The following is a 22,044-nucleotide window of genomic DNA, read 5'->3' on the forward strand; positions in this document are numbered from 1 at the left end:
CTTTTTTGTTCAAGCCATCAACCAGTCTTAGTTCTTGGACTGATCAACCAGCTTGTTCTTGGCAATCCACGGCATCATTGCGCGCAGTTGGGCGCCGACCTTCTCGATCGGGTGCTCTGCGTTCAGACGACGGCGTGCGGTCATGGCCGGGTAGTTGGTCTTGCCTTCCAGGATGAACTGCTTGGCGTATTCGCCAGTCTGGATGCGGGTCAGTGCGTGCTTCATCGCGGCCTTGGTCGCGCTGGTCACAACTTCCGGACCGGTCAGGTACTCGCCATATTCGGCGTTGTTGGAGATCGAGTAGTTCATGTTGGCGATGCCGCCTTCGTACATGAGGTCAACGATCAGCTTGAGTTCGTGCAGGCATTCGAAGTAAGCCATCTCCGGAGCGTAACCTGCTTCGGTCAGGGTTTCGAAGCCGGCCTTCACCAGTTCAACAGCGCCACCACACAGCACAGCTTGTTCACCGAACAGATCGGTTTCGGTTTCTTCACGGAAGTTGGTTTCGATCACGCCGCCCTTGGTGCCGCCGTTGGCTGCAGAGTAGGACAGAGCGATATCGCGTGCCTTGCCGGACTTGTCCGCGTACACAGCGATCAGGCTCGGTACACCGCCGCCTTTCAGGTATTCGGAACGCACGGTGTGGCCCGGGCCTTTCGGAGCGATCATGATCACGTCCAGGTCAGCGCGCGGCACGATCTGGTTGTAATGGATGTTGAAACCGTGAGCAAAAGCCAGTGCGGCGCCTTGCTTGATGTTCGGGGCGATTTCCTTGTTGTACACGTCCGGCTGGTTTTCATCCGGCAACAAGATCATGACCACGTCGGCGGCCTTCACGGCGTCGGCAACTTCTTGCACGGCAAAGCCCGAACCTTCCGCCTTGGACCAGGAGGCACCGCCCTTGCGCAGGCCGATGGTGACGTTCACGCCGGAATCCTTCAGGTTCAGGGCGTGGGCGTGGCCTTGGGAACCGTAGCCAACGATGGTGACATTCTTGCCCTTGATCAGGGAGAGGTCGGCGTCTTTATCGTAATAAACTTTCATTTGTTTACTCCTGTGAGGAGTGAGGAGTGAGGAGTGAGGGGTGGTGTTTTTTTCACCTTACGCCTCACGCCTCACGCCTCACTAGATTTTAAGAATACGTTCACCACGGCCGATGCCAGAAGCACCCGTCCGCACGGTTTCCAGAATGACAGTCGAATCCAGCCCCTTGATAAAAGCATCCAGCTTTTCACCCGGGCCGGTCAATTCAATGGTGTAGGTCTTTTCGGTCACGTCAATGATACGGCCACGGAAAATATCCGCCATCCGTTTCATTTCTTCGCGATCCTTGCCCGTTGCACGCACCTTGATCAGCATCAGTTCGCGCTCGATGTGATCAGATTCGTTCAGATCGATCACCTTGACCACTTCAATCAACTTGTTCAGCTGCTTGGTGATCTGTTCGATCACTTCGTCCGAACCGTGCGTGACAATGGTCATACGGCTCAGGGTCGGGTCTTCGGTGGTCTGTACGGTCAGCGAATCAATGTTGTAGCCGCGGGCGGAAAACAGGCCCGTCACGCGGGACAAGGCCCCGGCTTCGTTCTCAATGAGAATGGACAGAATATGGCGCATGTTCATTCCCTTAGCTCAAGTTGCCGTAGTCACGGTTGTTTTCGAACGGCGATTGCTGCATGCCGGCCATGTGCGGGGGCAAGTCCATCTGGTTCAGACCACGACCGTTCTGCACCATCGGGAACACGTTCTCGGTCTGGTCAGTACGGAAGTCGATAAACACCAGACGCTCTTTGAGTTTGGCGCTGAACGCTTCTTTCAGTACCGGTTCCACGTCGGCCGGGTTCTCGACCTTGAAGCCGACATGACCATAGGCCTCTGCCACTTTCACAAAGTCTGGCAGCGCATCCATATACGACTCGGAATAACGCGTGCCGTAGAAGAACTCCTGCCACTGACGCACCATGCCAAGGTAACGGTTGTTCAGGCTCAGCACCTTGACCGGCGTGTGGTACTGCTTGCAGGTCGAGAGTTCCTGAATGTTCATCTGGATGGAGCCCTCACCGGTCACACAAGCGACTTGTGCATCCGGATTGGCCAGCTGCGCGCCCATGGCGGCCGGCAGGCCAAAGCCCATCGTGCCCAGACCGCCAGAGTTGATCCATTGCTTGGGGCGGCGGAATTTGTAGTACTGCGCAGCCCACATCTGATGCTGACCCACGTCGGACGTCACAATGGCATTGCCACCGGTCACATCCCACAGGGTCTGGATAACGTGCTGCGGTTTGATGACCTCAGTCGATGGCGTGTACAGCAAGCTGTTGGGCTTGCGCCATTCGTTGACCTGATTCCACCAGGCATCCAGCGCGGCCGGGTTCGGACGCAGACCGGATTCACGCAGGTGCGCAATCATGTCGGTCAGCACGTGCTTGACGTCGCCCACAATGGGGATGTCCACCTTCACGCGCTTGGCGATCGAAGACGGGTCCACATCAATGTGGATGATCTTCTTCGGGTTGGACAGGAAATGATTCGGCACGGAGATGACACGGTCATCAAAGCGCGCGCCCACCGCAATCAGCACGTCACAGTACTGCATGGCCAGGTTGGCTTCGTACGTGCCGTGCATGCCCAGCATGCCGACAAACGACGGGTGCGTGCCGTCAATGGCGCCCAGGCCCATCAGCGTATTGGTGACCGGAATGCCTAGGATGGTCGCCAGTTCCGTGACTTCTTTGGCGGCACGGCCCTGAATGGCGCCACCGCCCACATACAGGAACGGGCGCTTGCCTTCCGCGATCAGCTGGATCGCCTTTTTGATCTGGCCCGGGTGACCCTTGGTCGGCGGCGAATAGCTGCGGATGGTCACGCTTTCCGGGTATTTGTATTCGGTCTTGAGGATCGAGACATCTTTGGGGATATCGATCACGACCGGGCCCGGACGGCCGGTGGATGCAATGTAGAACGCTTTTTTGATGGTTTCGGCCAGATCGCGCACATCCTTCACCAGGAAGTTGTGCTTCACGATCGGACGCGAGCAACCCACCATGTCCACTTCCTGGAAGGCATCCAGGCCAATGGCGCTGGTGCCCACCTGGCCGGAAATGACCACGAGCGGGATGGAATCCATATACGCCGTCGCAATGCCGGTCAGCGCGTTGGTCGCGCCGGGGCCGCTGGTCACCAGCGCTACGCCCACCTTGTCGCTGGAACGCGAGTACGCGTCAGCGGCATGGACAGCAGCTTGTTCGTGACGAACGAGGACGTGCTTGAATGCGGTCTGGCGAAAGATCGCATCGTAAATTTCAAGGACTGCGCCACCAGGATAACCGAAGACGAATTCAACGCCTTCTTCCTGCAGACAGCGCACCAGTATTTCAGAGCCCGAAATCTCCATGGGTCAACCTTTGTGCAAACGAATTAACGGGATCAGCACCGCAATGGCTTACGAGCAAAGGGGTAAAGAGGCGAAACCACAATGGGGCATGCACGCGCCTGTTCACAGCGCGGGATGGACGATCCGCCGGGGCCTTGCTCGCAATATATCCAGAGGACATCGATTGCGATCCTGATTTGATCTGTACCGGGCTTGCCGCCGTCAAAGAGCTCGCATAAACGGTAAATACCGGGCCGTATCGAAGTTAACCGTACCGTATAACGCGATTGATGAACGCGGGTGTGCGTGCATCCGTGCGTGTGGCGCGGCTCCTCTTGACGACCAGGGGGTGACCCGTTTGTGCAACCCTACATGCAAGGGCTTGTGGCCCGCAAAGTGACGACCAGATATAAATGCGCTGGCGGTTGCCGTTCGGCGCGAACAGGCCGGTTAGGCCGGTTCGCATTACTTGACTGGTGTAGAACGCAAAACCCTACCCGAATCAATGCCGTTTGGCAAGCACGGCGCGCCTGTCGGGGTGGTGCGGCCCGTTCGCGGGGACGCGGGGCAATGCGGCAGCTGATCCCGGTTTCATTGCGGCTTTTTACGGTATGTAAATCGCTAAAATAATCAGGGACATCCTTACAGCGCTTTGTTAACATTCGCGGCTACCCAATCAACCCATTGTTGCCCCATGTGGCGACACACGGAGAATTCAACCTGGACGACGCAACGGACAAGCTGACGGCATTTCTTGCCGAGGTAGAGCGCCGGGCGTTCAAGCAGGCGCAATACGCCGTGCAGGATGAAGATACCGCGCTCGACATCGTGCAGGACGCCATGATGCGTCTGGCCGACCGCTATTGCACCCGTCCGCCTGAAGAATGGCCCATGCTGTTCCAGCGCATTTTGCAAAATGCCATTCGTGATCATTTCCGTCGGCAGAAAGTGCGCGGGTTCTGGGTGACGTTGTTCTCTGCGTTCGAAAGCAAGGATGACGACGGTGACGCGGGGGATCCGCTCGAATGGCTGGGGGCAGATATGCAGGCGCCCAGTCCGGAAGAAGAGCACGATCAGGCACGCACCATGGCCTTGATTGAAGAAGGGGTGGCACAATTACCTGCACGTCAACGCGAAGCCTTCATGTTGCGTTACTGGGAGGAGTTGGACGTTGCAGAGACCGCCGCCGCAATGGGGTGTTCAGAAGGCAGCGTCAAAACGCATTGTTCGCGGGCCACACATTCTCTTTCGGTCTGGTTGCAGCGGCGTGGTATTGATTGGTACGGGAAACGGGGAGGGACAGGAGAATGAGCGGTCCGTCTATGAAAGAAAGCGATTTTGGTCGACAAGTAAAAACGGTGCTGGATCAGGCACCGGTCAGCGCCAGGGCACAAGCCCGGCTTGCGGCCGCGCGCCAGCAGGCGGTGGCGCGTGCGGCCCAATTGCAGCGTCGTCCCGCGCTGGTCAACCGTCTTGCAGGCGCTTCTCACTGGTTCTCTGAACAATGGCATGCCCACCCGGCGGCCTGGAGTACCGGCGTGGCGTTTGCGCTTTTGCTGGCTGTTGGCGGTGCCTGGCAGCTGCAGGTGCGCACCATCGAAGCCGAGCGCACTGCCGTCGATGTCCAGATGCTGGCCGACGAAGTGCCGCTGGATACCTTTGTCGATACCCGGTTTGAAAAATGGTCCAATACGCCAGCCACAGAACGCGACTGATCCTGGTCGCCGGCACTCTGCTGGCGACAATGTTGATGGCTCCTGCCTTTGCCGATCCGGCCGAGTGGCAGAACCTGAATCCGGCACAGCGTGAAGTGCTGGCGCCGGTGGCCGGCCAATGGGATCAATTGCCAGAAGATTCCAAAGCCACGCTCATGCGCGTGGCCAAGCGTTACGAAAACCTCTCCCCGGAGCAACAGGATCGCGTGCGTGACCGTATTGGCCAATGGGCCAGCATGTCGCACGAAGAACGTGAACGTGCCCGCGAAAACTACCGCAAATACAAAGCCATGAGCCCGGCACAACGCCAGCAGGTCATGCAGCACACCAACGCACCGCGTGCCGCGGGTACCAAGCGCTAATGGCCGGGGTAACAAGTCGCGCGGGCTGGTGGCGCCGTTTTTTTGCCTGGTGGTATGAGTTGTTGCTGCTGGTGCCGGTGCTGCTGCTGGCCGGCGCGCTGTTTCAGGGCGTATTTCAGCTTCTTACCCATTTGCCGGTCGATCAGATTTCCCGCTTGCCCTGGGCGCGTAACCTGTCTTTTGCCTGGCTGATGGTGGTCATGTTTGGCTATTTTGCCTGGTGCTGGAAGCGCGGTGGCCAGACGCTGGCCATGAAGACCTGGCGTATCCGGCTGGTCGCACTCAATGGCGAACTTCCTGGCTGGCGTGCCGTGTCCATCCGCTTTGCAGTGTGTCTGCTCTGTTTTGCGCCAGTAGTCCCGTTGTGGGTGGTGGTGCGGGTGGATCAATCCTGGTTGCCGTGGGCACAGTTTTCGCTGGCCTGGTGCATTATCCCGTTTGCCTGGGCCTGGTTTGACGGCGACAAACAGTTCTTACACGATCGTCTGGCTGGTACGCGCCTGGTGTTTGCGCCCAAAAAACCCCGCCAGCAGCCACAAGAAGCCCCCCAGAGCTAAGGCCATCCAGTCGCCCCAGCGCGCATAGGGCGTTTCACCGGCCCGGTTTTGCGCCATGCCTTCCAGTACCCCGCGTTGCCGTTCCGGCAGTACCTTGATGAGCTGACCTTTCTCATCAATGATGGCGGTCATGCCGGTATTGGTCGCCCGCAACATCCAGCGCCCGGTTTCCAGCGCGCGTGCCTGCGACATCTGGGTTTGCTGCCATGCGGCCCAGGAACCATCAAACCACGCCAGGTTAGAGACGTTCACCAGCAGTGTCGCTTGCGGCAGTGCGTTGATGATCTCCCGACCGTAGACATCCTCGTAACAGATATTGGGCGCAAGCCGGGTGGTCTGGCCGATCACAAACGGGGCCTGTTTGGCGGCACCCGGCGTGAAGCCATCCAGCGGCATGTTCAGATAGTGGTACATCCAGCCAAACAGGGCCGGCACCGGGACAAACTCGCCAAATGGCACCAGATGGTGCTTGCTGTAGATCGGTGTTTTGTCATCCGTCAGTAGCATGACCGAGTTGTAGTACTCGTCTTTGTGTTTGCCGGTCAGCGGTACGCCCGTGACCAGTGCCCGCGGCTCTACGGCCGCGCGCAGGTAATCCAGGTACCAGTCTGGCGTGTCCGTGAGAAATGACGGGATGGCTGTTTCTGGCAGGATGACAATATCGCCCTTGGCCTGCCGGGTCAGATGCAGATAGATGCGCAAGTTATCGAGGTAATGTTCCTGCGCCCACTTTTCATCTTGCGGAATGGCACCTTGCGCCAGGCTCACGCTGACCGGCGCCCCAACAGGGTGGGTCCACTGAACGTGCCACAAGCCCCAGCCAGCCAGCCAGGCCCCCAACACGCCGGCCCACACTGCGGGTTTGCGTGGCAGTGCAGCGAGCAGGCCGACCGAGATCGCCAGGACCAGCCCCACGCCATACACGCCCAGCACCGGCGCAAACCCGGCCAGGGGGGTCATGGGCAATTGCGAGGTGCCGACGCTGGCCCATGGGAAACCGGTGAACAACCAGCCGCGCAGCCATTCGCTCAGGATGAAGGCGCTGGGCAGGGCGATAGCAGTGCGCCAGAACCGGGTTGTGCCAGCGCGGTGTCCCAACCATGCGCCCAGCGCCGGGAACAGCGCCAGATACATGGCCAGCAGAAACACACAGCCGGCGGCCATCCAGGCGGGCATGCCGCCAAAGGTGTGCAGGCTGATGAAGATCCAGTAGATGTTGGCGCAGAAGTAGCCCAGACCCCAGACGTAACCTTGCCATGCGGCGCGTTTTGCGGTGGTTGCCCGGCCGGTCAGGATAAACAGGACGGCAAGGCCCAGCCACATCAAGGCAAAGGCCCGCACCGGGGCGAAGGCGAAGACGGTCAGCGCGCCGCTGGCCGCAAGCAAGGCGCTTTGTCCGGCGCGCAAGGAAGAAAATCGCATGGTGTTCTTGGTTCGACGGGGAGTCCGGATTAGTCTTCTTCACCGATCGGTGCGGTGATTTCCGGTAGTTTTTCAATCAATACGCTGTGTACACGACGGCTGTCGGCCCGCACGATCTGGAAACGGTATCCATCAAAGGCGATGGTTTCGCCGCGCTTGGGGACGTGACCGAACTTGCTGGTGACAAGACCGGCCACGGTGTCGAATTCTTCATCTGAAAAACCGGTGCCGATCGCTTCATTCAGGTCGCCAATTTCGGTCAGACCCTTGACGCGCCAGTGGCCTTTGCGATCCAGCACCACGTTGTCTTCGGATTCGTCGTAGTCGTATTCGTCTTCGATATCGCCGACGATCTGTTCCATGACATCTTCAATGGTCACAAGGCCGGCCACGCCGCCATATTCGTCGACCACAATCGCCATGTGGTTGCGATTGTTGCGGAAGTCTTTCAGCAATACGTTCAGGCGCTTGGATTCCGGAATGAACACGGCCGGGCGCAACATGTCGCGCAGATCAAATTCTTCATCCAGCGCGTAATAGCGCAGCAAATCCTTGGCCAGCAACACGCCCAGCACATTGTCTTTGCCGCCATCAATCACCGGAAAACGGGAGTGGGCGGTTTCAATGACAAAGGGGACAAACTCATCCAGTGGCGTGGCGATGTCGATCACGTCCATCTGGCTGCGCGGCACCATGATGTCGCGCACTTGCATGTCGCCGACATTGAGTACGCCCTCGATCATGGCCAGCGCGTCAGCGTCCAGCAGATGGCGTTCAAACGCAGAGTGGAGGATGTCTACAAGCTCGCCGCGGTCTTCAGGTTCACGCAGCAGAAAGTGGGTCAGTCGCTCAAGCCAGGACGGCTTGTGCGACGTGGAAGGCTGTGAGGCCTCGTCCATAAATATGATTGCTCCTAAATGCCCGGGGGATCAGCGCCTGATCCCGCCGTTGAGGGCGTTCTGGTCAGGCGTTTTTTTGATCAAGGCGATACGGATCATCATAACCTAAAGACATGACGATCTGACTTTCCAGTGCTTCCATTGCCTCGGCTTCATCGTCTTCGATGTGGTCATAGCCCTGCAGATGAAGCAAGCCGTGTACCAGCAGATGGCAGTAGTGCGAGTCCAGGCTTTTGCCTTGCTCGCTCGCCTCACGCTCCACCACTGGCGCGCACAGCACCAGATCGCCCATCAAAGGCAGGCCGGGGATCTGGGGCATGTCACCGTCTTCATCAAAAGTGAACGTCAGCACGTTGGTGGCGTAATCTTTGCCGCGGTATTCACGGTTCAGCGTCTGCCCTTCTTCGGCATCGACCACACGCACGGTGACTTCGGCCTGCTTCACATTGGGGCGTAAAGCGGCCTCGGCCCAGAGTTTGAGCTGACTCTTGGGCGGGATGCCGGCGGCTGCAGATTCAATCTGCAGCGCCAGTTTCAGTTTCTTGCTCATTGCGCCTCACCGCCGGCCTGTTCGGCGCGTTTTTGCGCTTCGCGTTCCGCCTTGCGTTGGGCGGCTTCAATCTCACGCTGTTTGGTGGCTTTGTCGTAGGCATCGACAATCTTCTGCACCAGCGGATGACGCACCACGTCTTCACTATTGAAGTAGTGCAACGCAATGCCACGGACATTGAGCAGGACTTCCTGGGCGTCAACCAGCCCGGATTTCTGGTTCTTGGGCAAGTCCACCTGAGTCGGGTCGCCCGTGATCACGGCCTTGGAGCCAAAGCCGATCCGCGTCAGGAACATTTTCATTTGTTCTGGCGAGCTGTTCTGGGCTTCATCCAGAATCACAAACGAGTGATTGAGCGTGCGGCCGCGCATAAAGGCCAGCGGAGCAATTTCGATAATGCCTTTTTCGAACAGCTTGGTGACCTTGTCAAAGCCCATCAGGTCATACAGCGCGTCGTATAGCGGGCGCAGATAGGGGTCTACCTTCTGCACCAGGTCGCCCGGCAGGAAGCCCAGTTTTTCACCCGCTTCCACCGCCGGACGTACCAGTACCAGGCGTTTGACGAGGTCACGTTCCAGCGCATCCACCGCGCAAGCCACGGCCAGATAGGTCTTGCCGGTGCCGGCCGGGCCTATGCCGAAAGTGATGTCGTGTTCCTGAATGGCGCGGATGTACTGCGACTGGCGCGGGGTGCGGCCACGCAAATCAGAACGGCGCGTGCGCAACTGGGGCATGCCATCTTCTGCGCCATCGTACTCGGCCGGGTTGGACAACTCGATCAGGCCCAACTGGACGTCATCGAGTTCCAGTTCTTCATCGGCCTCGTTGTAAAAGTGTTCCAGCGCGGTAATCGCCAGTTCCACTTTTTTACTGGGGCCAGTGATCTTGAAGTGCTCCTGGCGACGGGCAATGGTGACGTCCAGTGCGGTTTCGATCTGCTTGATGTTTTCATCCAGCGCGCCGCACAGATTGGCTAGCCGGCGGTTGTCCACCGGCGTGAAGGAAACGGTTTGCGTATTCAAGGTGGGTTTGTTTTCCACTGCAAAAAAGTTATTTCCAGGTCAGGACCAACAGACCGGAAAACATCAGGGCGGCGCCAGCCACGGTACGCCAGGTCAGCGCTTCGCCCAGAATCAGTACCGAGAGGGCCACGGTCATCAGCACGCTGCTTTTGTCGATCAGCGCCACGCCAGACACCGGCCCGGTTTTGACGGCTCGGTAATAGAACAACCAGGACAACATGGTGGCGGCGCCGGAAAACACCAGAAACAGCCAGTCGCTGCGCGAGAGTTTGCTGATTTCCAGATAGTGTTTGCCGACCACTGTGTTGACCGCCACCAGCAACATGATCACGGCCGTGCGGATGGTCAGCGCCAGATCGCCGCTGACCCGCGCCAGCCCTGCCTTGGCCGAAACGGCCACCAGCCCGGCAAACAGGGCTGATAGCAGGGCTTGAATCATCCAGCTTTGCACGGTATCGCCTTAGTGACGGGTACGGCTGCCGCGCGTGGAGTGGCTGGCGCGGGCTTCCGTGCGCTCTTGCCAGTACTCGCGGATGGTTGGGATCACTTCGGGCAGGGCAGCGGCCAGGTCGTGTTCAAATTGCGCCAGGTCTTCACCGGCGGCCTCGGCCTGCTCGCGCGCTTCTTCATCAGAGCAATCCAGGATAGGCGAAATCAGCTGCATGGCTTCTTCGTCATCCATCATCGGCTTCCAGCCGCGCGGGTTCAGCGAAGTACCCAGCATAAAGCCGTAGCACCACTGCTGCACGATATCCAGATTACGTTCCTGATCCAGATAGACCAGCGGAGTAAATGAAGGCGGCTCGGCGTTCAGTTCATCGGTCAGATGGTTATAAACCCGCAGAATCAGGCCTTCGATACGCTCTTGTTGCGCGCGGCTTTCCCATTCTGGCTTCTCGCCACGCTCGCCCCACACCAGGCCAAACCAGGTATCCGGGGGCAGTTCTTCCGGGCCGACCAGTTGCGCGGTCAGAAAACCGTGCAGCATGGAAATATCCATAGACTGGATCGGGGCCGCGTCCGACTCCAGGAACGTGGCCAGTTCATCCAGTTCAGCTTCGGTCAGGGTGGTGAGCAATTCGTTATCTTTGGGAGAGGGCATCTTCTTTTCCTTGCCGAAATCACAGCCCGAACAGGCTGCGATGGATTTTCACAACAACCTTGCGAACCTGTTCCGGCCCATGCGCCGTCTGGCAGCACGGACGGTGGATATCGTCGGGGAAAAACACCGCGAACATATCCGGTCCAAGGTCAAAAAAAGCTTCATTGGCGGGTGGGGCGAAGAAAGCGATATCGTGCTTGTCCCACAGATTTTCAATGACCGATTCACCTGGCTGGCCGCGTCTGGCCACACCGTAGCGCTCGGTTCCTGACAGCACCAGCTGGATATCCACGTGCTGCTGATGGGCTTCTGGCCGGTGTTGCTCTGCCGGCGCGGTCAGCGGGGTCTGGATCATGAAGAACATGCCCTCAACCGCCAGTGGGTATTTGCCCGGCGCCATGGTCGCAAGATCCTGGCCGGCCAGTGCCGTCAGTGCCGCGTTGATCGGGGCGGGAAAACAAGCCGACCCGTTTTTCCAGCTGGAGAGATCACTCAGAATCATGGTGCATGTCGTGTCAATGTGAAACCCGGGTTTAGCGCATTACGCTTTCGGTGGTGACAATTTCGCCCTTCAGGCTGTGCGGCAACGCTGCGGTGACCCGCACATGCACAAATGAATTCACCAGCCGCGCGTTGCCGTCAAAGTTGACGATGCGGTTATTGTCAGTGCGCCCGGCCAACTGGTTGCTGTCCTTGCGGCTGATCCCTTCTACCAGCACGCGCTGCACGGTGCCGACCATATTGCGGTTGACTTCATCTGCCAGGTCCTGGATGCGGGCCTGCAGACGCAACAACCGTTTGGTCTTTGCATCTTCCGGCACGTCATCGGCCAGATCGGCGGCCGGGGTACCTGGGCGGCGGCTGTAGATAAAGCTGAAACTGGCGTCAAAGCCGACGTCATCGATCAGCTTCATGGTCTTTTCGAAGTCTTCGTCGGTTTCGCCCGGGAAGCCGACAATAAAGTCGGACGACAGGCAGATATCCGGTCGTGCTTCACGCAGTTTGCGGATCAGCGACTTGTATTCCAGCGTGGTGTAACCACGCTTCATGTTCACCAGCACGCGGTCAGACCCGGCTTGCACCGGCAAATGCAGGTGACTGACCAGCTTGGGCAGCTTGCGGTAGCAATCCACAATGCGTTGCGTCATTTCCCGCGGGTGGCTGGTGGTGTAGCGGATGCGTTCAATACCCGGCACTTCATGCACGTATTCCAGCAGCATGGCGAAGTCGGCAATGTCGTCTTCCTCGCCATCCAGCATGCGGCCGCGGTAGGCGTTGACGTTCTGCCCCAGCAGCGTGACTTCTTTCACGCCTTGCTGGGCCAGACCGGCGACTTCGGCCAGTACGTCTTCAAACGGGCGGCTGACTTCCTGGCCGCGCGTGTACGGCACGATGCAGAAGGAGCAGAACTTGGAGCAGCCTTCCATGATCGACACAAACGCGGTGGCGCCTTCAACCCGTGCTGGCGGCAGATGATCGAATTTTTCGATTTCCGGGAAAGAGATATCCACCTGGCTTTTGCCGGAGGAACGACGCTCGGCAATCATGCCAGGCAAGCGGTGCAGCGTTTGCGGGCCGAAAACCACATCCACATAAGGTGCGCGTTTGACGATATGGGCGCCTTCCTGGCTGGCCACGCAGCCGCCCACGCCAATCACCAGATCCGGCTTGAGTTGCTTCAGATGCTTGACCCGGCCCAGATCGCTGAACACTTTTTCTTGCGCTTTTTCGCGCACGGAACAGGTGTTGAAGAGGATCACATCCGCTTCTTCAACGTTGTCAGTCCGCGTCATGCCCTCGGCGGCATCGAGTACGTCTACCATTTTGTCCGAGTCGTACTCGTTCATCTGGCAGCCGAAGGTCTTGATAAATACTTTCTTGGTCATTGCTCGGCATTCTTCTGTTGCTTGATAACGGCTTTTTGCTGTTTCAGTTCGGACGGGGTCAACAACCAGATTTTCCAGACGTTGCCGTTGGCCTCGGTGACATACCAGACATCTGCATCCTCCGGGACTTGTTGTGCTGGCACCATCAGATTGTTGATGCCGTAAACCCGGATCGCCGCGGCTGGCGTGCGGGCGACGTCATCAATGGTCAGCGCGCCAATCTGGTAACTATTGAGCACGCCCAACTGGCCATTGGCGGGAAATACCCGATCAGCCAGTGCAAACGCGGAGACAAACAAGGTCAGAACAGCCAGTACAACGGCAAACGACTTCTTCATGGGGTGTGTTATCCCGTTGAAAAACAGACAATTTTAGCAATTCGGCGCTCGCTTTGAAAGCCGGCCGGTCTAATAGCGTGCGCCAGTGCGCGGGCGCCTGCTGTGGACTTTAGCGGTTGGCTGCTGTTTCGGGGATGTTGCCTGCAATTCGCCGCTGTTTTCCTGACTGAAGGCAGCCTGGGCCGGATAAAATCATCGCCCCATCCACGTGGTTGTGGTCAGCGCAGTACACCCAACCACTTGAGGATGGCGATCAACACGGCAGAACCCAGCACGCCGAACGCAATACCGGCCAGCGAAAAATGACCCGCCCGCCAGGCGGCGCCAATATGCAGCACATCGCCAAACAACCAGCGACCCAGGGCCGAGCCGATGATCCCGATCAGCATATTGAGCACCCAGCCTTGCTGCGTGCCGGTGTCCATGACCTTGCCGGCAATCCAGCCAATGAAAGCGCCCACCAGCAATGTGAGTATCCAGCCCACGGTTGTCCTTTGTCAGCCTTGAACCAGCGCGCGGCCGGTGATTTTTTCCAGTGTGGCCAGCGGCGCACGGGCCGGATCGGCCATGTCACGGGCCGGCAGGAAATACGTTTGTTCCATCATGAATTGTCCGGACATGACCGCGTGCGATGCCTGGTCAGAAAAACAGACCCAGATGCAACCCGGCGGAAAGGCCATGGTCTCTTGTGGGCATTCTTTCTGGTAGGTCAAGTCCGCTTTCATGGCGTCGTGCAGGTGCAGCATGATGTGATCATAAGCACTGCGCGGGCGCTTGGTGATCTTGAGGGCGGCCATCAGTGCGGCGGAGCCGGGCCACTGGCGCGGTACGCGGGGCAGCATGCGCTTTGCCATGTCGCCAAACGGTTCGCCCACACGCCAGACGCGGGGTTCGCCATTGGGGTTTACATTGGTGAACACCCGCAAGATGCGCTCGCCATAATTGGGGCGTGACGGGAAGGCGTCCACGTGCAGGCGGCTATCGTCCTTGCGCCAGGAGGTCTGGCGGGTTTCCACGCGATGCAAGCGCAGGCTGGTCGGCGCGGTTCTGAGCTTGCCGGTGTATTCCGGAAACAGTGCGCGCACAAGGTTATCTGCGGTATTGAAGTAACGGGTGATCAGTTCCCGGACTGCGTTTTCGTTGTCCGCGCCACCCAGCACGCCATGGAGTTTGCCGTTGGCTTGATCCAGGCTGATGTTCTTGCGTTCCGGATCGGCAATCGCCGGGTCCAGCAACCGTTTTTCCGCTTCGGCCACCGTAAACCCGCCCTGCGGAAAAAACAGCACCTGGCCTGCTTCTACAGCGGCCAGCAGTGTTTCACGCGGGGGATCAAACGGCGGGCAGGCGGCGTTGACGGTAATGATCTGGCTGGCCATGGCGCGGGTCTCCAAAGAAGTTCAGACCCGCATGGTACAACAAGCCAGGCGCGCTTTTGCCGGTAACCGGTGCGGCACTTTGCACCAGGTGCTTACGGCAGGGCGCTTTGTCAGTGTCCGCTTTATATGCAATGCGGCACGCGCTGACGGGATTTTGCCCGCAGAAGGTGTTACTCTCGTGGATTAGCTCATTTTGCGCAGATGCACGCTGGCACGTTGCCGTGCCGAGTGGACTGCGTGATGCACGATGCCAGCCGGACGGCCAGGAACGCGCAGCCAGTCGGTGACGGGAATGCGGCGATCGCCTTCACAACGAACGATCTGGTACCAGCCGGCAAGACCGGCGCCAATGGGAACGGGACGAACTTCAACGTTGAAGTCGAAATGATGGATATTGGCCACAATGGGCTCCTTTCAAAAGTCGGTATGTATTTTGCTTTTTTCAGATCGGGTAACGATCTGGTGGACTGACTATCAGGAGCTGCGAAGTGTGGGGTACGTCGGGACTTGCGACAGGCGTTTTAAGCCAGAAAGAAGTACAAACAAGGAATACCTGGAACTGCACCTGAACTGAGTCAGAGGACGCACCATAGCCGGCATCGGTTGCCGTGTCAAATATATTGTGCGTCAATAGTTGCTGACGAATTCAGACGTCTCTCAATATGAAATGACGGATTGTCTTGCTAAGGGGAGTAATGCCATGAATGCAGAAGAAGTCCTTGCGAAAGAAGCAGGAGAGGGCGCGCAGGACAAGCCGCAACCCAAACGACGCGGGCCCAGTGAAGAGGCCATTGCCAGTGCCAACCGGGCCAAGACGCTTCGCCGCCGGCAGCTGGAAGACATGCTGGAAACCCGTCGTTCTACCGAGGGTAAGGATTTCTGACGCTTGCCGGCTTGTACGAATCTCACCCGCAAAACCCCGCCCTGGCGGGGTTTTTTCATGTCCGCCTCAGCTTGCGGCCAGCGGCCAGAATGGCACCAAAGACGGAAAGTGCCTCAACCCGGGTTGTGAGGCAATGCTCTCGGCAATCTGCCGGCCTGGCGCGCTGGTATCGAGCATCTGTTGCGGGTTGCCTGGCAGCGCCACCAGTGGTTTGTCCGCAGATTCGGATTGTTTGACGACCAGCGCAGTCTGGCCGTTTTCCAGCGTGACAAAGCTGCCACTGGGATAAACGCCGAACAATTTGACCAGTTGCGTGGTGAGGTTGGCGTCTAGCTGTTCGCGCGATTTGGCATAAACCTGCGCCAGCGCCTGGCGAGCCGGCAGGCGGCTGCGATAGCCGCGTGGCATCAGTTTGGCGATCACAATATCGAGTACGTGCAGCGTGTGCGCCAACGGGTCGATCTCGCTGCCGCGCAAATGAAATGGATAGCCCCGGCCATCGAGCCGTTCGTGATGAGTCAGCACCAGCGTGTGCAGCCGGCGCAGATCAAACCCGCCGGCGCGCAACAGGCAAGAACTGATCAGCGGGTGGGCATTGAGCACCTGGCGCTGGCTGGTGGAAAGCGGTGCGTCTTGCACCGCCAGTTCATTGTGCAAGGCCACCGCGCCGACATTCATGGTGAGTGCTGCCAGCATCAGCATGTCCCGGTCGGCATCAGACAAGCCCTGCATCTGCCCCAGCCGGCACGCCAGCAAGGCGCTGTTGATGGCGTGGTGCGCGGTGTAATCCTGCCATGGGCACAGCAAAATGGCGGCAATACAACCATCCGGGCTGCGTTGGGCCACCAGATTGATGCGTTCCACCAGCGGGTTAAGTTGCTCTGGCGTCAGATGCCCGGGGGCCTGGCGCATCAACGGCGCCAGGTGCTGCGCCAGTGCGATCACTTCCAGCAGGGTGTGCGTGGCCATTGCAGGCAAGGTGCCACTGGCATCGGCCCGTGCGCTGGCGGTCAGGGTGTCCAGAAAACGCGGCTCCAGCCGGAAATCCAGTTCGCCATGCTGAATGACGCGGTTGCGGATAAAAATATGATCGGGCAGATAAAGTTTCACGGTTGAGTCCGGGCCAATTGTGCGATCGGAGTCTTCTGGACGGGGCAAGGTGATGTCCCTTTCATTATCGATATATGCAATTGCGCGCCGGATGCCAACGGATTCTGGCCCGGTCTGCCTCTGTTTACAGGTGCAAAGCCCCCGGGATGCCCCTTGCAGCCCTTCACCTGCACGGTTTGTGCTGCAAGGATGGCAATGTGCACTATGCTGGGCCCAAGTTGTGTACCTGCGAGCGCGCTCATGCTTGTTCCTGCCACGCCGCCGGATGAAATGGTCCGGCTTGCCACATTGCGCTCACTACGCATTCTGGATACCGCGCCGGAAGAACGGTTTGATCGACTGACCCGGCTGGCCCGGCGGATTTTCCGCGTCCCGGTGTCGATGGTGACACTGGTCGATAGTGAGCGCTTGTGGATCAAATCTTGTGTCGGTGGCGCCGCTGGCGAGACGCCTCGTGACACCTCATTTTGCGGTCATGCCATTCTGGATGACGCCATTTTTCTGATTCCCGACACCCAGGATGACCCGCGCTTTGCCGACAACCCGCTGGTGACCGGGCCGCCTTTTATCCGCTTTTATGCAGGCTATCCGCTCAAGGTGGAGAACGGCGTGCGCGTCGGTTCGCTGTGCCTGATGGATCAGCATCCGCGTCTGCTGGATGACGAAGAGCGTACGCTGTTGCACGATCTGGGGCGGATTGCCGAGCAAGAACTCATTGCCCAGCAACTGGCAACGCTGGACGAACTGACGCGCCTTGTGAACCGGCGCGGGTTTGAGGCGCTGGCCGCTTATACGCTGGGGGTATGCCGGCGCATGGGCAAACCGGCCACCTTGCTGTTTTTTGATTTGAACGATTTCAAGGAAATCAACGATCAGTTTGGTCATGCCGAGGGCGATCAGGCATTGATGGAGTTTGCCGGGTTCCTGCGGCACGGCCTGCGAGAGAGCGATGCGGTGGGCCGGCTTGGGGGCGATGAGTTTCTGGTACTGCTCAACGATGCCGACGAAATGCGTGCCAGAGAGATTATTGCGCGCCTGCAACATCAGCTGGATGAACTCAATGCGCGTCTGCAGCGCGGGTATGATTTGCATTTCAGCGTCGGTGTGACCGCGTTTGACGCCACCCGGCATCAGGCCTTTTCGACCATGATGGCGGAGGCTGACGCTGCCATGTATGCCCACAAGCAAGCCTTGCGCAAACGCTGACAGGCAGCGTGACACCGCGTAAAGAGGACCCGTCATGCGCAGATTGATCGCGTTTATCCAGTTGACTGTGAATGGCTACTTTGCCGGTAGCGACGGCGATATGGGCTGGGCCCACCACGATACCCAGGATGCAGAGTGGAACGCTTTCGTGGCGGATAATGTGTCTGGCGAAGCGCTTTTGCTGTTTGGCCGTGTGACCTACGACATGATGGTGAGTTACTGGCCCACACCGCTGGCCGCAGCCAATGATCCGCTGATTGCCCGGCATATGAACAGCCTGCCTAAGGTGGTGTTCTCTCGCTCGCTGGACGCGGTTTCCTGGCAGAACACGCAACTGATCAAGTCCGATCTGTTGCACTGGGTCCGTGAGCAAAAGCAGCAGTCCGGCAAGGACATGTGCATTCTGGGCAGCGGCAGCCTGATTGCCCAACTGGCGCAGGCTGGCCTGATTGACGAGTTTCAGGTCTCCGTCAACCCGGTGGTGCTGGGGGGCGGGCGGACCATCTTTGAAGGGCTGACCCACCCGGTCCCCCTCAAACTCACGCGTTCACGCAATTTTGCCAATGGTAACGTGTTGCTGTGTTACCAGCCGGCGCACTAAGCCAGCCTCAGGTGTTCTCTCATGCTTGACCTGCGATGCGGAAAAACCGCGTATGCGCGTTCATATCGTCGGCTTGCTGCTTAAGGCGCTGGATCAGGCTGGCTACCTCGGTGAGTGTCTGATGGGCCGCGTGCGCTTGTGCTGCAACGCGATCCAGCCGCTGTGCCACCACGGTGGCAGAGTGGGATTGCACCTGGAGTGCCGCCGCCATCTCACGCACGGTGGTTTCCGTTGACGAAGTGTTTTGCGCCATTTCCGCAATGGTGTTGCGGGCGGTGCCGGATTTCTCCAGCCCGTTGCGTACTTTGTCCAGCGCGCTGACGACGGCATCGTGCGTGCCATCCATGCTTTGGGCAATGGCGTTCATGGAGTCCCGGATCGATACCGTTGCCTCGGTGGTTTTGAAAGCCAGTTTGCGCACTTCGTCCGCGACCACTGCAAACCCGCGGCCATGCTCGCCCGCACGGGCGGCCTCAATGGCCGCGTTGAGCGCCAATAGATTGGTCTGTTCGGTGATCTCTTTGATCAGATCAACAATGGCCATCGCTTCATCCGTGCTTTTCTTGAGCACGCCAATCTGCTGCGCCACGCCGTTGATGGTGCCGCTGATGGCATTCAGGTCTTCGTTCACGCCCACGCTGGCGGCTTCCCCGGCGGCGGCCATTTCGACAGCCGCCAGGATGGCGCTGCTGGCCGCATCGGCCTCCCGCGTGACTTGGGCAATGCCCTGGTTGATCTGTTGCAAAGCCTCCGCCATGGCGGCCGTTTCATCCACCTGGCTCTGAACCCCGGCCTCCAGACGGGCGCTGTCGCTGGAGAGCGCCCCCGCCACATCGACCACGGTGCCGGCGGTGCCCTGGACGGCATGCAGAGCCTGGGTCATCCGCGTCTGCATGATCTGGCCGGAGCGCAGCATGGGGCTGATTTCCAGCAAATCAGGCGGAAAAGTCAGGGTCAGATCACCCTGCGCGGCGCTGGCGGCAAAGCGGCCCATAAAGGCGCTGGCCTTGAGTGCGCCTTCAATGCGTACCGCCAGCCAGGCCAGCATGCCGGCTTCTGCCACCACATAGGCGGCATGGATCACCACCCGGGTAAACGAAGGCCCTTCCTGGAACAACACCAGCTTCATGCCCAGCACTGCGCTGAAGTTGAGCGCCAGGTGATGCACGGCAATGACCACGGCCGCCAGGACAATGGGTCGCCAGTCAAAGTAAGCCAGCAACAAGCCCAGTACCACGAATACCCCGAAATGCGCCTCGATCGCGCCGCCAGAGGTGGCAATGGAAACCGTCGATTGCAACATCAGCGCAATGGCCACCACACAGCGGCAGGTGAGCGAGCCGCGCTGGCGGGCGGCGACCAGAAACGGAATGATCACCGCCGGCAGCCCCACTAGCCACACCGCCAGCATGCGGCCGGTGATGAAGGACTGGACCAGCGTCACCACCCAGTACGCGGTGTTGACCAGCAGCAAAATGCGGTCTGAGGTCGCCCGAACGGTCGTCAGCAAGTCAGCAATGACCGGAATGTCATCCAGGTTGGCGCGCGCGTTCATTTGATGCTCCGGCACCAACCGCCAGGAATCATGTTTTTGATTTCATCTTTGACCAGCACGGCCACCGAAATACCGACCCATGCGGCAATCCCAAGCCACAGCAAGGCCTGACGCCTGCGTTGTTTATCCATTTTTGTTTTCTCCCTGAGAGACGGTCTGACGCAGAGACATACGTCCTCTCTACGGTTGTAGATCAACCGCAGGTCAGTGCAAATGGCCGGATCAGACAGGTGGGCGCCTGGCCGCCAATACAGCTTCAGGCTGGATCGCGTTGCGCGCGCCAGTACGCCACCAACGCATTGGCATGGCCATGCCCAAGGCCGTGTCCGGATTTGAGCGCGGCGACCATTTCCATATGCTGCTGGCCGCGCATGCCGTCCAGTATCTCCAGCCGGTAAGAGATGGGCTGGCCGTAGGTTTTCTCAATGGACGGGAAATAGGAGGCGGGGCCGGTGACTTTCTTTTCTGCGGTCATGATGGATTCCTGGGCCTCTGGGAGCCGGTGGTGCGGTGGTTCAGAAATACACGATGCGGGGCGGTTTTGCCAAAAACAGGCTGGCTGTTTGGTGAGGCGGCGCGCGGCGGAAAACAAAAAACCCCGCAAGCCGAAGCTGGACGGGGTTTTTTAGTACTTCAGCGGTAAAACCGTTGAAGAAATTCTGGTGGCTATGGCGGGACTCGAACCTGCGACCCCAGCATTATGAGTGCTGTGCTCTAACCGACTGAGCTACATAGCCATGAGAGCCGGCGATTCTGAATGCACGCGCGGAACCTGTCAAGCGGGATATGCAAAAATAATCCGCAAAAGGCTGATTTACAGCTTGTACGAATCGTCGCCGCGCTCGAACCCGGTCAGCAGGGTGGGTAAGGTCAGATTGCGGGAGAACGCAATGGCTTTGAAGAGTTCGCCCATCTCGGCCGGGCTGGTTAGCTTATGGACGGCTGCGGCCACGGGCGCATATTGCTTGACGTTGTCCGCACCTACGGCGGCAAGGCGGGCGGTCAGGCCGGAGTTCAGCAGATACTGTGCTTGCGAGACATAGCCTTCCAGTTGCAAGCCATGCTGGTCTGCATGATGGTAGACGGCAGAAAAGTCGACATGACAGGTCAGGTCGGCCAGGCCGGGCAAGTAGAACGGATCGGTCAGGCTGTGGTGGCGGTAGTGCGCCATCAGCGTGCCCTGACGGCGCTCCGGGTGGTAATACTCCATGGCTGGAAAACCATAATCGATAAATAGTGCGGCGCCGCGTTCAATCATCTCGCCCACGCTGGCCATGAAGCCGGGCAGTTCGGGCTGGATTTCGGTCAGATAGTCGCCGGGCAGGTCCAGCGCCATGGCCGCATCGTGCAACCCGCCCTGGGCCATGGGTTGATCGTCAAAGGCCAGAACGTTGTCGCGCCAGACCACGCCGCGTTCAAATAGCGCGCCGTTGTCGTTGCGGTAAACCAGCGCGCAGGGGATGGCGTCGAACACTTCGTTGGCAATGACCATGCCGTTGAACATGACGGGCAGTGTATCCAGCCAGATCACCCGCTCGGCCAGATGGGGGACCAGTGTTTGCAGGGTGGCACGCTGACGCTCTTTCAGCTCGGCAGACAGGTCCACAATGTAGTAATGGCGCGGCAGGGTGTCCAGGCGCTCCAGTTCTGTCAGTATCTGGGCAGCCAGCTTGCCGGTGCCGGCACCAAACTCCAGTACGTCACCGGTGCCCAGTGCTTGCAGCACCTGGGCGGTCGTGGTCGCAAGGCAAGCGCCAAACAGGGGCGAGAGTTCTGGCGCGGTGACAAAGTCGCCTGCTTCGCCAAATTTGGTGGCTCCGCCGGAGTAATAACCCAGACCTGGTTCATACAGCGCGCGGCGCATGTAATCACTGAATGACAGCCAGCCGCCGGCATCGTCAATCGCCTGTTTGATGCGGTTGACCAGCTGCTCGCTGGCGGCAAGGGCTTCGGGTGTGGCGGATGGAAGTTGCGGCAGAGTCATGTGGGCAGCAGAATTACACAGTGGCAGAGGGGTTATCCCGTTGCCAATTCTAATGCAAATGTGGTGATCTGGCCTGGCGCTATCCGCCGGGGCCGGGTAAACG

27 protein-coding genes and 1 tRNA gene are annotated in these 22,044 nt (G+C 59.0%); 7 read left to right on the top strand and 21 right to left on the bottom strand.

Going from position 1 to position 22,044, the window contains the following annotated elements; all coding sequences use genetic code 11:
- Positions 1-27 precede the first annotated feature (27 nt).
- The 3 genes from ilvC to ilvB form a co-directional block, all read right to left on the bottom strand.
- Positions 28-1,044, bottom strand: a complete 1,017-nt coding sequence (ilvC, locus tag HNQ50_RS19565; protein ID WP_184102909.1) for a ketol-acid reductoisomerase — start codon at positions 1,042-1,044, stop codon at positions 28-30.
- 81 nt (positions 1,045-1,125) lie between these two features.
- Positions 1,126-1,617 (bottom strand): acetolactate synthase small subunit, encoded by a 492-nt coding sequence (gene ilvN / locus HNQ50_RS19570; RefSeq protein WP_184102910.1) that lies wholly within the window; start codon positions 1,615-1,617, stop codon positions 1,126-1,128.
- 10 nt (positions 1,618-1,627) lie between these two features.
- The gene (gene ilvB / locus HNQ50_RS19575; RefSeq protein WP_184102911.1) at positions 1,628-3,394 is read right to left on the bottom strand and encodes a biosynthetic-type acetolactate synthase large subunit; all 1,767 of its coding nucleotides are present in this window, start codon (positions 3,392-3,394) and stop codon (positions 1,628-1,630) included.
- A gap of 675 nt (positions 3,395-4,069) precedes the next feature.
- Here ilvB and HNQ50_RS19580 point away from each other — a divergent pair.
- Genes HNQ50_RS19580 through HNQ50_RS19595 form a run of 4 tightly spaced genes read left to right on the top strand, consistent with a single transcriptional unit; the run spans position 4,070 to position 6,007 of the window.
- Entirely contained in the window at positions 4,070-4,684 is a 615-nt protein-coding gene (locus HNQ50_RS19580) for an RNA polymerase sigma factor (RefSeq protein ID WP_308419188.1), read from the top strand.
- A gap of 11 nt (positions 4,685-4,695) precedes the next feature.
- On the top strand, positions 4,696-5,088 hold the full coding sequence (locus HNQ50_RS19585) for a DUF3619 family protein (protein WP_184102912.1): 393 nt from the start codon (positions 4,696-4,698) through the stop codon (positions 5,086-5,088).
- A gap of 35 nt (positions 5,089-5,123) precedes the next feature.
- Complete coding sequence (locus tag HNQ50_RS19590) at positions 5,124-5,450, top strand: DUF3106 domain-containing protein (protein ID WP_184102913.1); 327 nt, start codon at positions 5,124-5,126, stop codon at positions 5,448-5,450.
- The gene (locus HNQ50_RS19595; RefSeq protein WP_184102914.1) at positions 5,450-6,007 is read left to right on the top strand and encodes an RDD family protein; all 558 of its coding nucleotides are present in this window, start codon (positions 5,450-5,452) and stop codon (positions 6,005-6,007) included. Before HNQ50_RS19590 ends, HNQ50_RS19595 begins: the two co-directional genes overlap by 1 nt.
- Here the strand turns inward: HNQ50_RS19595 and lnt are convergent.
- The 12 genes from lnt to HNQ50_RS19655 form a co-directional block, all read right to left on the bottom strand.
- On the bottom strand, positions 5,924-7,429 hold the full coding sequence (lnt, locus tag HNQ50_RS19600) for an apolipoprotein N-acyltransferase (RefSeq protein ID WP_184102915.1): 1,506 nt from the start codon (positions 7,427-7,429) through the stop codon (positions 5,924-5,926). The genes HNQ50_RS19595 and lnt overlap by 84 nt on opposite strands.
- A 29-nt stretch (positions 7,430-7,458) precedes the next feature.
- Positions 7,459-8,328 (bottom strand): CorC family transporter, encoded by an 870-nt coding sequence (locus HNQ50_RS19605; protein WP_184102916.1) that lies wholly within the window; start codon positions 8,326-8,328, stop codon positions 7,459-7,461.
- Between the two features lie 64 nt (positions 8,329-8,392).
- The gene (ybeY, locus tag HNQ50_RS19610) at positions 8,393-8,878 is read right to left on the bottom strand and encodes an rRNA maturation RNase YbeY (protein WP_184102917.1); all 486 of its coding nucleotides are present in this window, start codon (positions 8,876-8,878) and stop codon (positions 8,393-8,395) included.
- Positions 8,875-9,900 carry a PhoH family protein gene (locus tag HNQ50_RS19615; protein ID WP_184102918.1) on the bottom strand — a complete coding sequence of 342 codons (1,026 nt, stop codon included), beginning with the start codon at positions 9,898-9,900 and terminating at the stop codon, positions 8,875-8,877. The genes ybeY and HNQ50_RS19615 overlap by 4 nt, the downstream gene beginning before the upstream one ends.
- Before the next feature lie 28 nt (positions 9,901-9,928).
- Positions 9,929-10,351 carry an EamA family transporter gene (locus tag HNQ50_RS19620; RefSeq protein WP_308419189.1) on the bottom strand — a complete coding sequence of 141 codons (423 nt, stop codon included), beginning with the start codon at positions 10,349-10,351 and terminating at the stop codon, positions 9,929-9,931.
- Between the two features lie 9 nt (positions 10,352-10,360).
- Complete coding sequence (locus tag HNQ50_RS19625; RefSeq protein WP_184102919.1) at positions 10,361-11,002, bottom strand: UPF0149 family protein; 642 nt, start codon at positions 11,000-11,002, stop codon at positions 10,361-10,363.
- A 19-nt stretch (positions 11,003-11,021) separates the two neighbouring features.
- Positions 11,022-11,504, bottom strand: coding sequence for a NanQ anomerase/TabA/YiaL family protein (locus tag HNQ50_RS19630; protein WP_184102920.1), 483 nt, complete (start codon positions 11,502-11,504; stop codon positions 11,022-11,024).
- Positions 11,505-11,535: 31 nt separating this feature from the next.
- Positions 11,536-12,888, bottom strand: a complete 1,353-nt coding sequence (gene miaB / locus HNQ50_RS19635; protein WP_184102921.1) for a tRNA (N6-isopentenyl adenosine(37)-C2)-methylthiotransferase MiaB — start codon at positions 12,886-12,888, stop codon at positions 11,536-11,538.
- Positions 12,885-13,226: a hypothetical protein gene (locus HNQ50_RS19640; protein ID WP_184102922.1), complete on the bottom strand. Its 342-nt coding sequence runs from the start codon at positions 13,224-13,226 to the stop codon at positions 12,885-12,887. Before HNQ50_RS19640 ends, miaB begins: the two co-directional genes overlap by 4 nt.
- A gap of 218 nt (positions 13,227-13,444) precedes the next feature.
- Positions 13,445-13,711, bottom strand: a complete 267-nt coding sequence (locus tag HNQ50_RS19645; protein ID WP_184102923.1) for a GlsB/YeaQ/YmgE family stress response membrane protein — start codon at positions 13,709-13,711, stop codon at positions 13,445-13,447.
- A gap of 12 nt (positions 13,712-13,723) precedes the next feature.
- Positions 13,724-14,602, bottom strand: a complete 879-nt coding sequence (kdoO, locus tag HNQ50_RS19650; protein WP_184102924.1) for a Kdo hydroxylase KdoO — start codon at positions 14,600-14,602, stop codon at positions 13,724-13,726.
- A 183-nt stretch (positions 14,603-14,785) separates the two neighbouring features.
- Positions 14,786-15,004, bottom strand: a complete 219-nt coding sequence (locus HNQ50_RS19655) for a hypothetical protein (protein ID WP_184102925.1) — start codon at positions 15,002-15,004, stop codon at positions 14,786-14,788.
- A 298-nt stretch (positions 15,005-15,302) separates the two neighbouring features.
- Here HNQ50_RS19655 and HNQ50_RS19660 point away from each other — a divergent pair, with 298 nt between their 5' ends.
- Positions 15,303-15,485: a hypothetical protein gene (locus tag HNQ50_RS19660; protein ID WP_184102926.1), complete on the top strand. Its 183-nt coding sequence runs from the start codon at positions 15,303-15,305 to the stop codon at positions 15,483-15,485.
- 66 nt (positions 15,486-15,551) lie between these two features.
- Here HNQ50_RS19660 and HNQ50_RS22515 read toward each other — a convergent pair whose 3' ends face one another.
- Positions 15,552-16,595, bottom strand: a complete 1,044-nt coding sequence (locus tag HNQ50_RS22515; RefSeq protein ID WP_184102927.1) for an HD-GYP domain-containing protein — start codon at positions 16,593-16,595, stop codon at positions 15,552-15,554.
- A 240-nt stretch (positions 16,596-16,835) separates the two neighbouring features.
- On the opposite strand from HNQ50_RS22515, the gene HNQ50_RS19670 reads away from it, so the two are divergent.
- Together HNQ50_RS19670 and HNQ50_RS19675 are read left to right on the top strand one after the other, a co-directional pair.
- A complete protein-coding gene (locus HNQ50_RS19670) occupies positions 16,836-17,801 on the top strand; it encodes a GGDEF domain-containing protein (protein ID WP_184102928.1) in 966 nt (321 codons plus the stop codon).
- A gap of 34 nt (positions 17,802-17,835) precedes the next feature.
- Positions 17,836-18,402, top strand: a complete 567-nt coding sequence (locus HNQ50_RS19675; protein ID WP_184102929.1) for a dihydrofolate reductase family protein — start codon at positions 17,836-17,838, stop codon at positions 18,400-18,402.
- 19 nt (positions 18,403-18,421) lie between these two features.
- On the opposite strand, the gene HNQ50_RS19680 is transcribed toward HNQ50_RS19675, so the two are convergent.
- The 5 genes from HNQ50_RS19680 to HNQ50_RS19695 form a co-directional block, all read right to left on the bottom strand.
- Complete coding sequence (locus HNQ50_RS19680; protein ID WP_184102930.1) at positions 18,422-19,957, bottom strand: methyl-accepting chemotaxis protein; 1,536 nt, start codon at positions 19,955-19,957, stop codon at positions 18,422-18,424.
- Complete coding sequence (locus HNQ50_RS22425; RefSeq protein WP_281386227.1) at positions 19,954-20,088, bottom strand: hypothetical protein; 135 nt, start codon at positions 20,086-20,088, stop codon at positions 19,954-19,956. The genes HNQ50_RS19680 and HNQ50_RS22425 overlap by 4 nt, the downstream gene beginning before the upstream one ends.
- A gap of 125 nt (positions 20,089-20,213) precedes the next feature.
- Positions 20,214-20,432 carry a DUF4287 domain-containing protein gene (locus tag HNQ50_RS19685; protein WP_184102931.1) on the bottom strand — a complete coding sequence of 73 codons (219 nt, stop codon included), beginning with the start codon at positions 20,430-20,432 and terminating at the stop codon, positions 20,214-20,216.
- Between the two features lie 185 nt (positions 20,433-20,617).
- Positions 20,618-20,694: transfer RNA gene (locus tag HNQ50_RS19690), tRNA-Met, on the bottom strand.
- A 77-nt stretch (positions 20,695-20,771) separates the two neighbouring features.
- Positions 20,772-21,941 carry a class I SAM-dependent methyltransferase gene (locus tag HNQ50_RS19695; protein WP_184102932.1) on the bottom strand — a complete coding sequence of 390 codons (1,170 nt, stop codon included), beginning with the start codon at positions 21,939-21,941 and terminating at the stop codon, positions 20,772-20,774.
- Between the last annotated feature and the right edge of the window lie 103 nt (positions 21,942-22,044).

Origin of the sequence: Silvimonas terrae (genome assembly GCF_014202765.1) — a bacterium.
In the GTDB taxonomy this organism is placed as follows: domain Bacteria; phylum Pseudomonadota; class Gammaproteobacteria; order Burkholderiales; family Chitinibacteraceae; genus Silvimonas; species Silvimonas terrae.

Bases quoted from the DNA above. Each gene is read 5' to 3' on its own strand.
- HNQ50_RS19625 (WP_184102919.1), bottom strand. From the start codon at position 11,002: ATGCCCTCTCCCAAAGATAACGAATTGCTCACCACCCTGACCGAAGCT.
- ybeY (WP_184102917.1), bottom strand. From the start codon at position 8,878: ATGAGCAAGAAACTGAAACTGGCGCTGCAGATTGAATCTGCAGCCGCC.
- miaB (WP_184102921.1), bottom strand. From the start codon at position 12,888: ATGACCAAGAAAGTATTTATCAAGACCTTCGGCTGCCAGATGAACGAG.
- HNQ50_RS19630 (WP_184102920.1), bottom strand. From the start codon at position 11,504: ATGATTCTGAGTGATCTCTCCAGCTGGAAAAACGGGTCGGCTTGTTTT.
- HNQ50_RS19605 (WP_184102916.1), bottom strand. From the start codon at position 8,328: ATGGACGAGGCCTCACAGCCTTCCACGTCGCACAAGCCGTCCTGGCTT.
- HNQ50_RS19680 (WP_184102930.1), bottom strand. From the start codon at position 19,957: ATGAACGCGCGCGCCAACCTGGATGACATTCCGGTCATTGCTGACTTG.
- ilvB (WP_184102911.1), bottom strand. From the start codon at position 3,394: ATGGAGATTTCGGGCTCTGAAATACTGGTGCGCTGTCTGCAGGAAGAA.
- HNQ50_RS19590 (WP_184102913.1), top strand. From the start codon at position 5,124: ATGGCTCCTGCCTTTGCCGATCCGGCCGAGTGGCAGAACCTGAATCCG.
- HNQ50_RS19585 (WP_184102912.1), top strand. From the start codon at position 4,696: ATGAAAGAAAGCGATTTTGGTCGACAAGTAAAAACGGTGCTGGATCAG.
- HNQ50_RS22425 (WP_281386227.1), bottom strand. From the start codon at position 20,088: ATGGATAAACAACGCAGGCGTCAGGCCTTGCTGTGGCTTGGGATTGCC.
- HNQ50_RS19660 (WP_184102926.1), top strand. From the start codon at position 15,303: ATGAATGCAGAAGAAGTCCTTGCGAAAGAAGCAGGAGAGGGCGCGCAG.
- lnt (WP_184102915.1), bottom strand. From the start codon at position 7,429: ATGCGATTTTCTTCCTTGCGCGCCGGACAAAGCGCCTTGCTTGCGGCC.
- kdoO (WP_184102924.1), bottom strand. From the start codon at position 14,602: ATGGCCAGCCAGATCATTACCGTCAACGCCGCCTGCCCGCCGTTTGAT.
- HNQ50_RS19640 (WP_184102922.1), bottom strand. From the start codon at position 13,226: ATGAAGAAGTCGTTTGCCGTTGTACTGGCTGTTCTGACCTTGTTTGTC.
- HNQ50_RS19675 (WP_184102929.1), top strand. From the start codon at position 17,836: ATGCGCAGATTGATCGCGTTTATCCAGTTGACTGTGAATGGCTACTTT.
- HNQ50_RS19695 (WP_184102932.1), bottom strand. From the start codon at position 21,941: ATGACTCTGCCGCAACTTCCATCCGCCACACCCGAAGCCCTTGCCGCC.
- HNQ50_RS19685 (WP_184102931.1), bottom strand. From the start codon at position 20,432: ATGACCGCAGAAAAGAAAGTCACCGGCCCCGCCTCCTATTTCCCGTCC.
- HNQ50_RS19595 (WP_184102914.1), top strand. From the start codon at position 5,450: ATGGCCGGGGTAACAAGTCGCGCGGGCTGGTGGCGCCGTTTTTTTGCC.
- ilvC (WP_184102909.1), bottom strand. From the start codon at position 1,044: ATGAAAGTTTATTACGATAAAGACGCCGACCTCTCCCTGATCAAGGGC.
- HNQ50_RS19670 (WP_184102928.1), top strand. From the start codon at position 16,836: ATGCTTGTTCCTGCCACGCCGCCGGATGAAATGGTCCGGCTTGCCACA.
- ilvN (WP_184102910.1), bottom strand. From the start codon at position 1,617: ATGCGCCATATTCTGTCCATTCTCATTGAGAACGAAGCCGGGGCCTTG.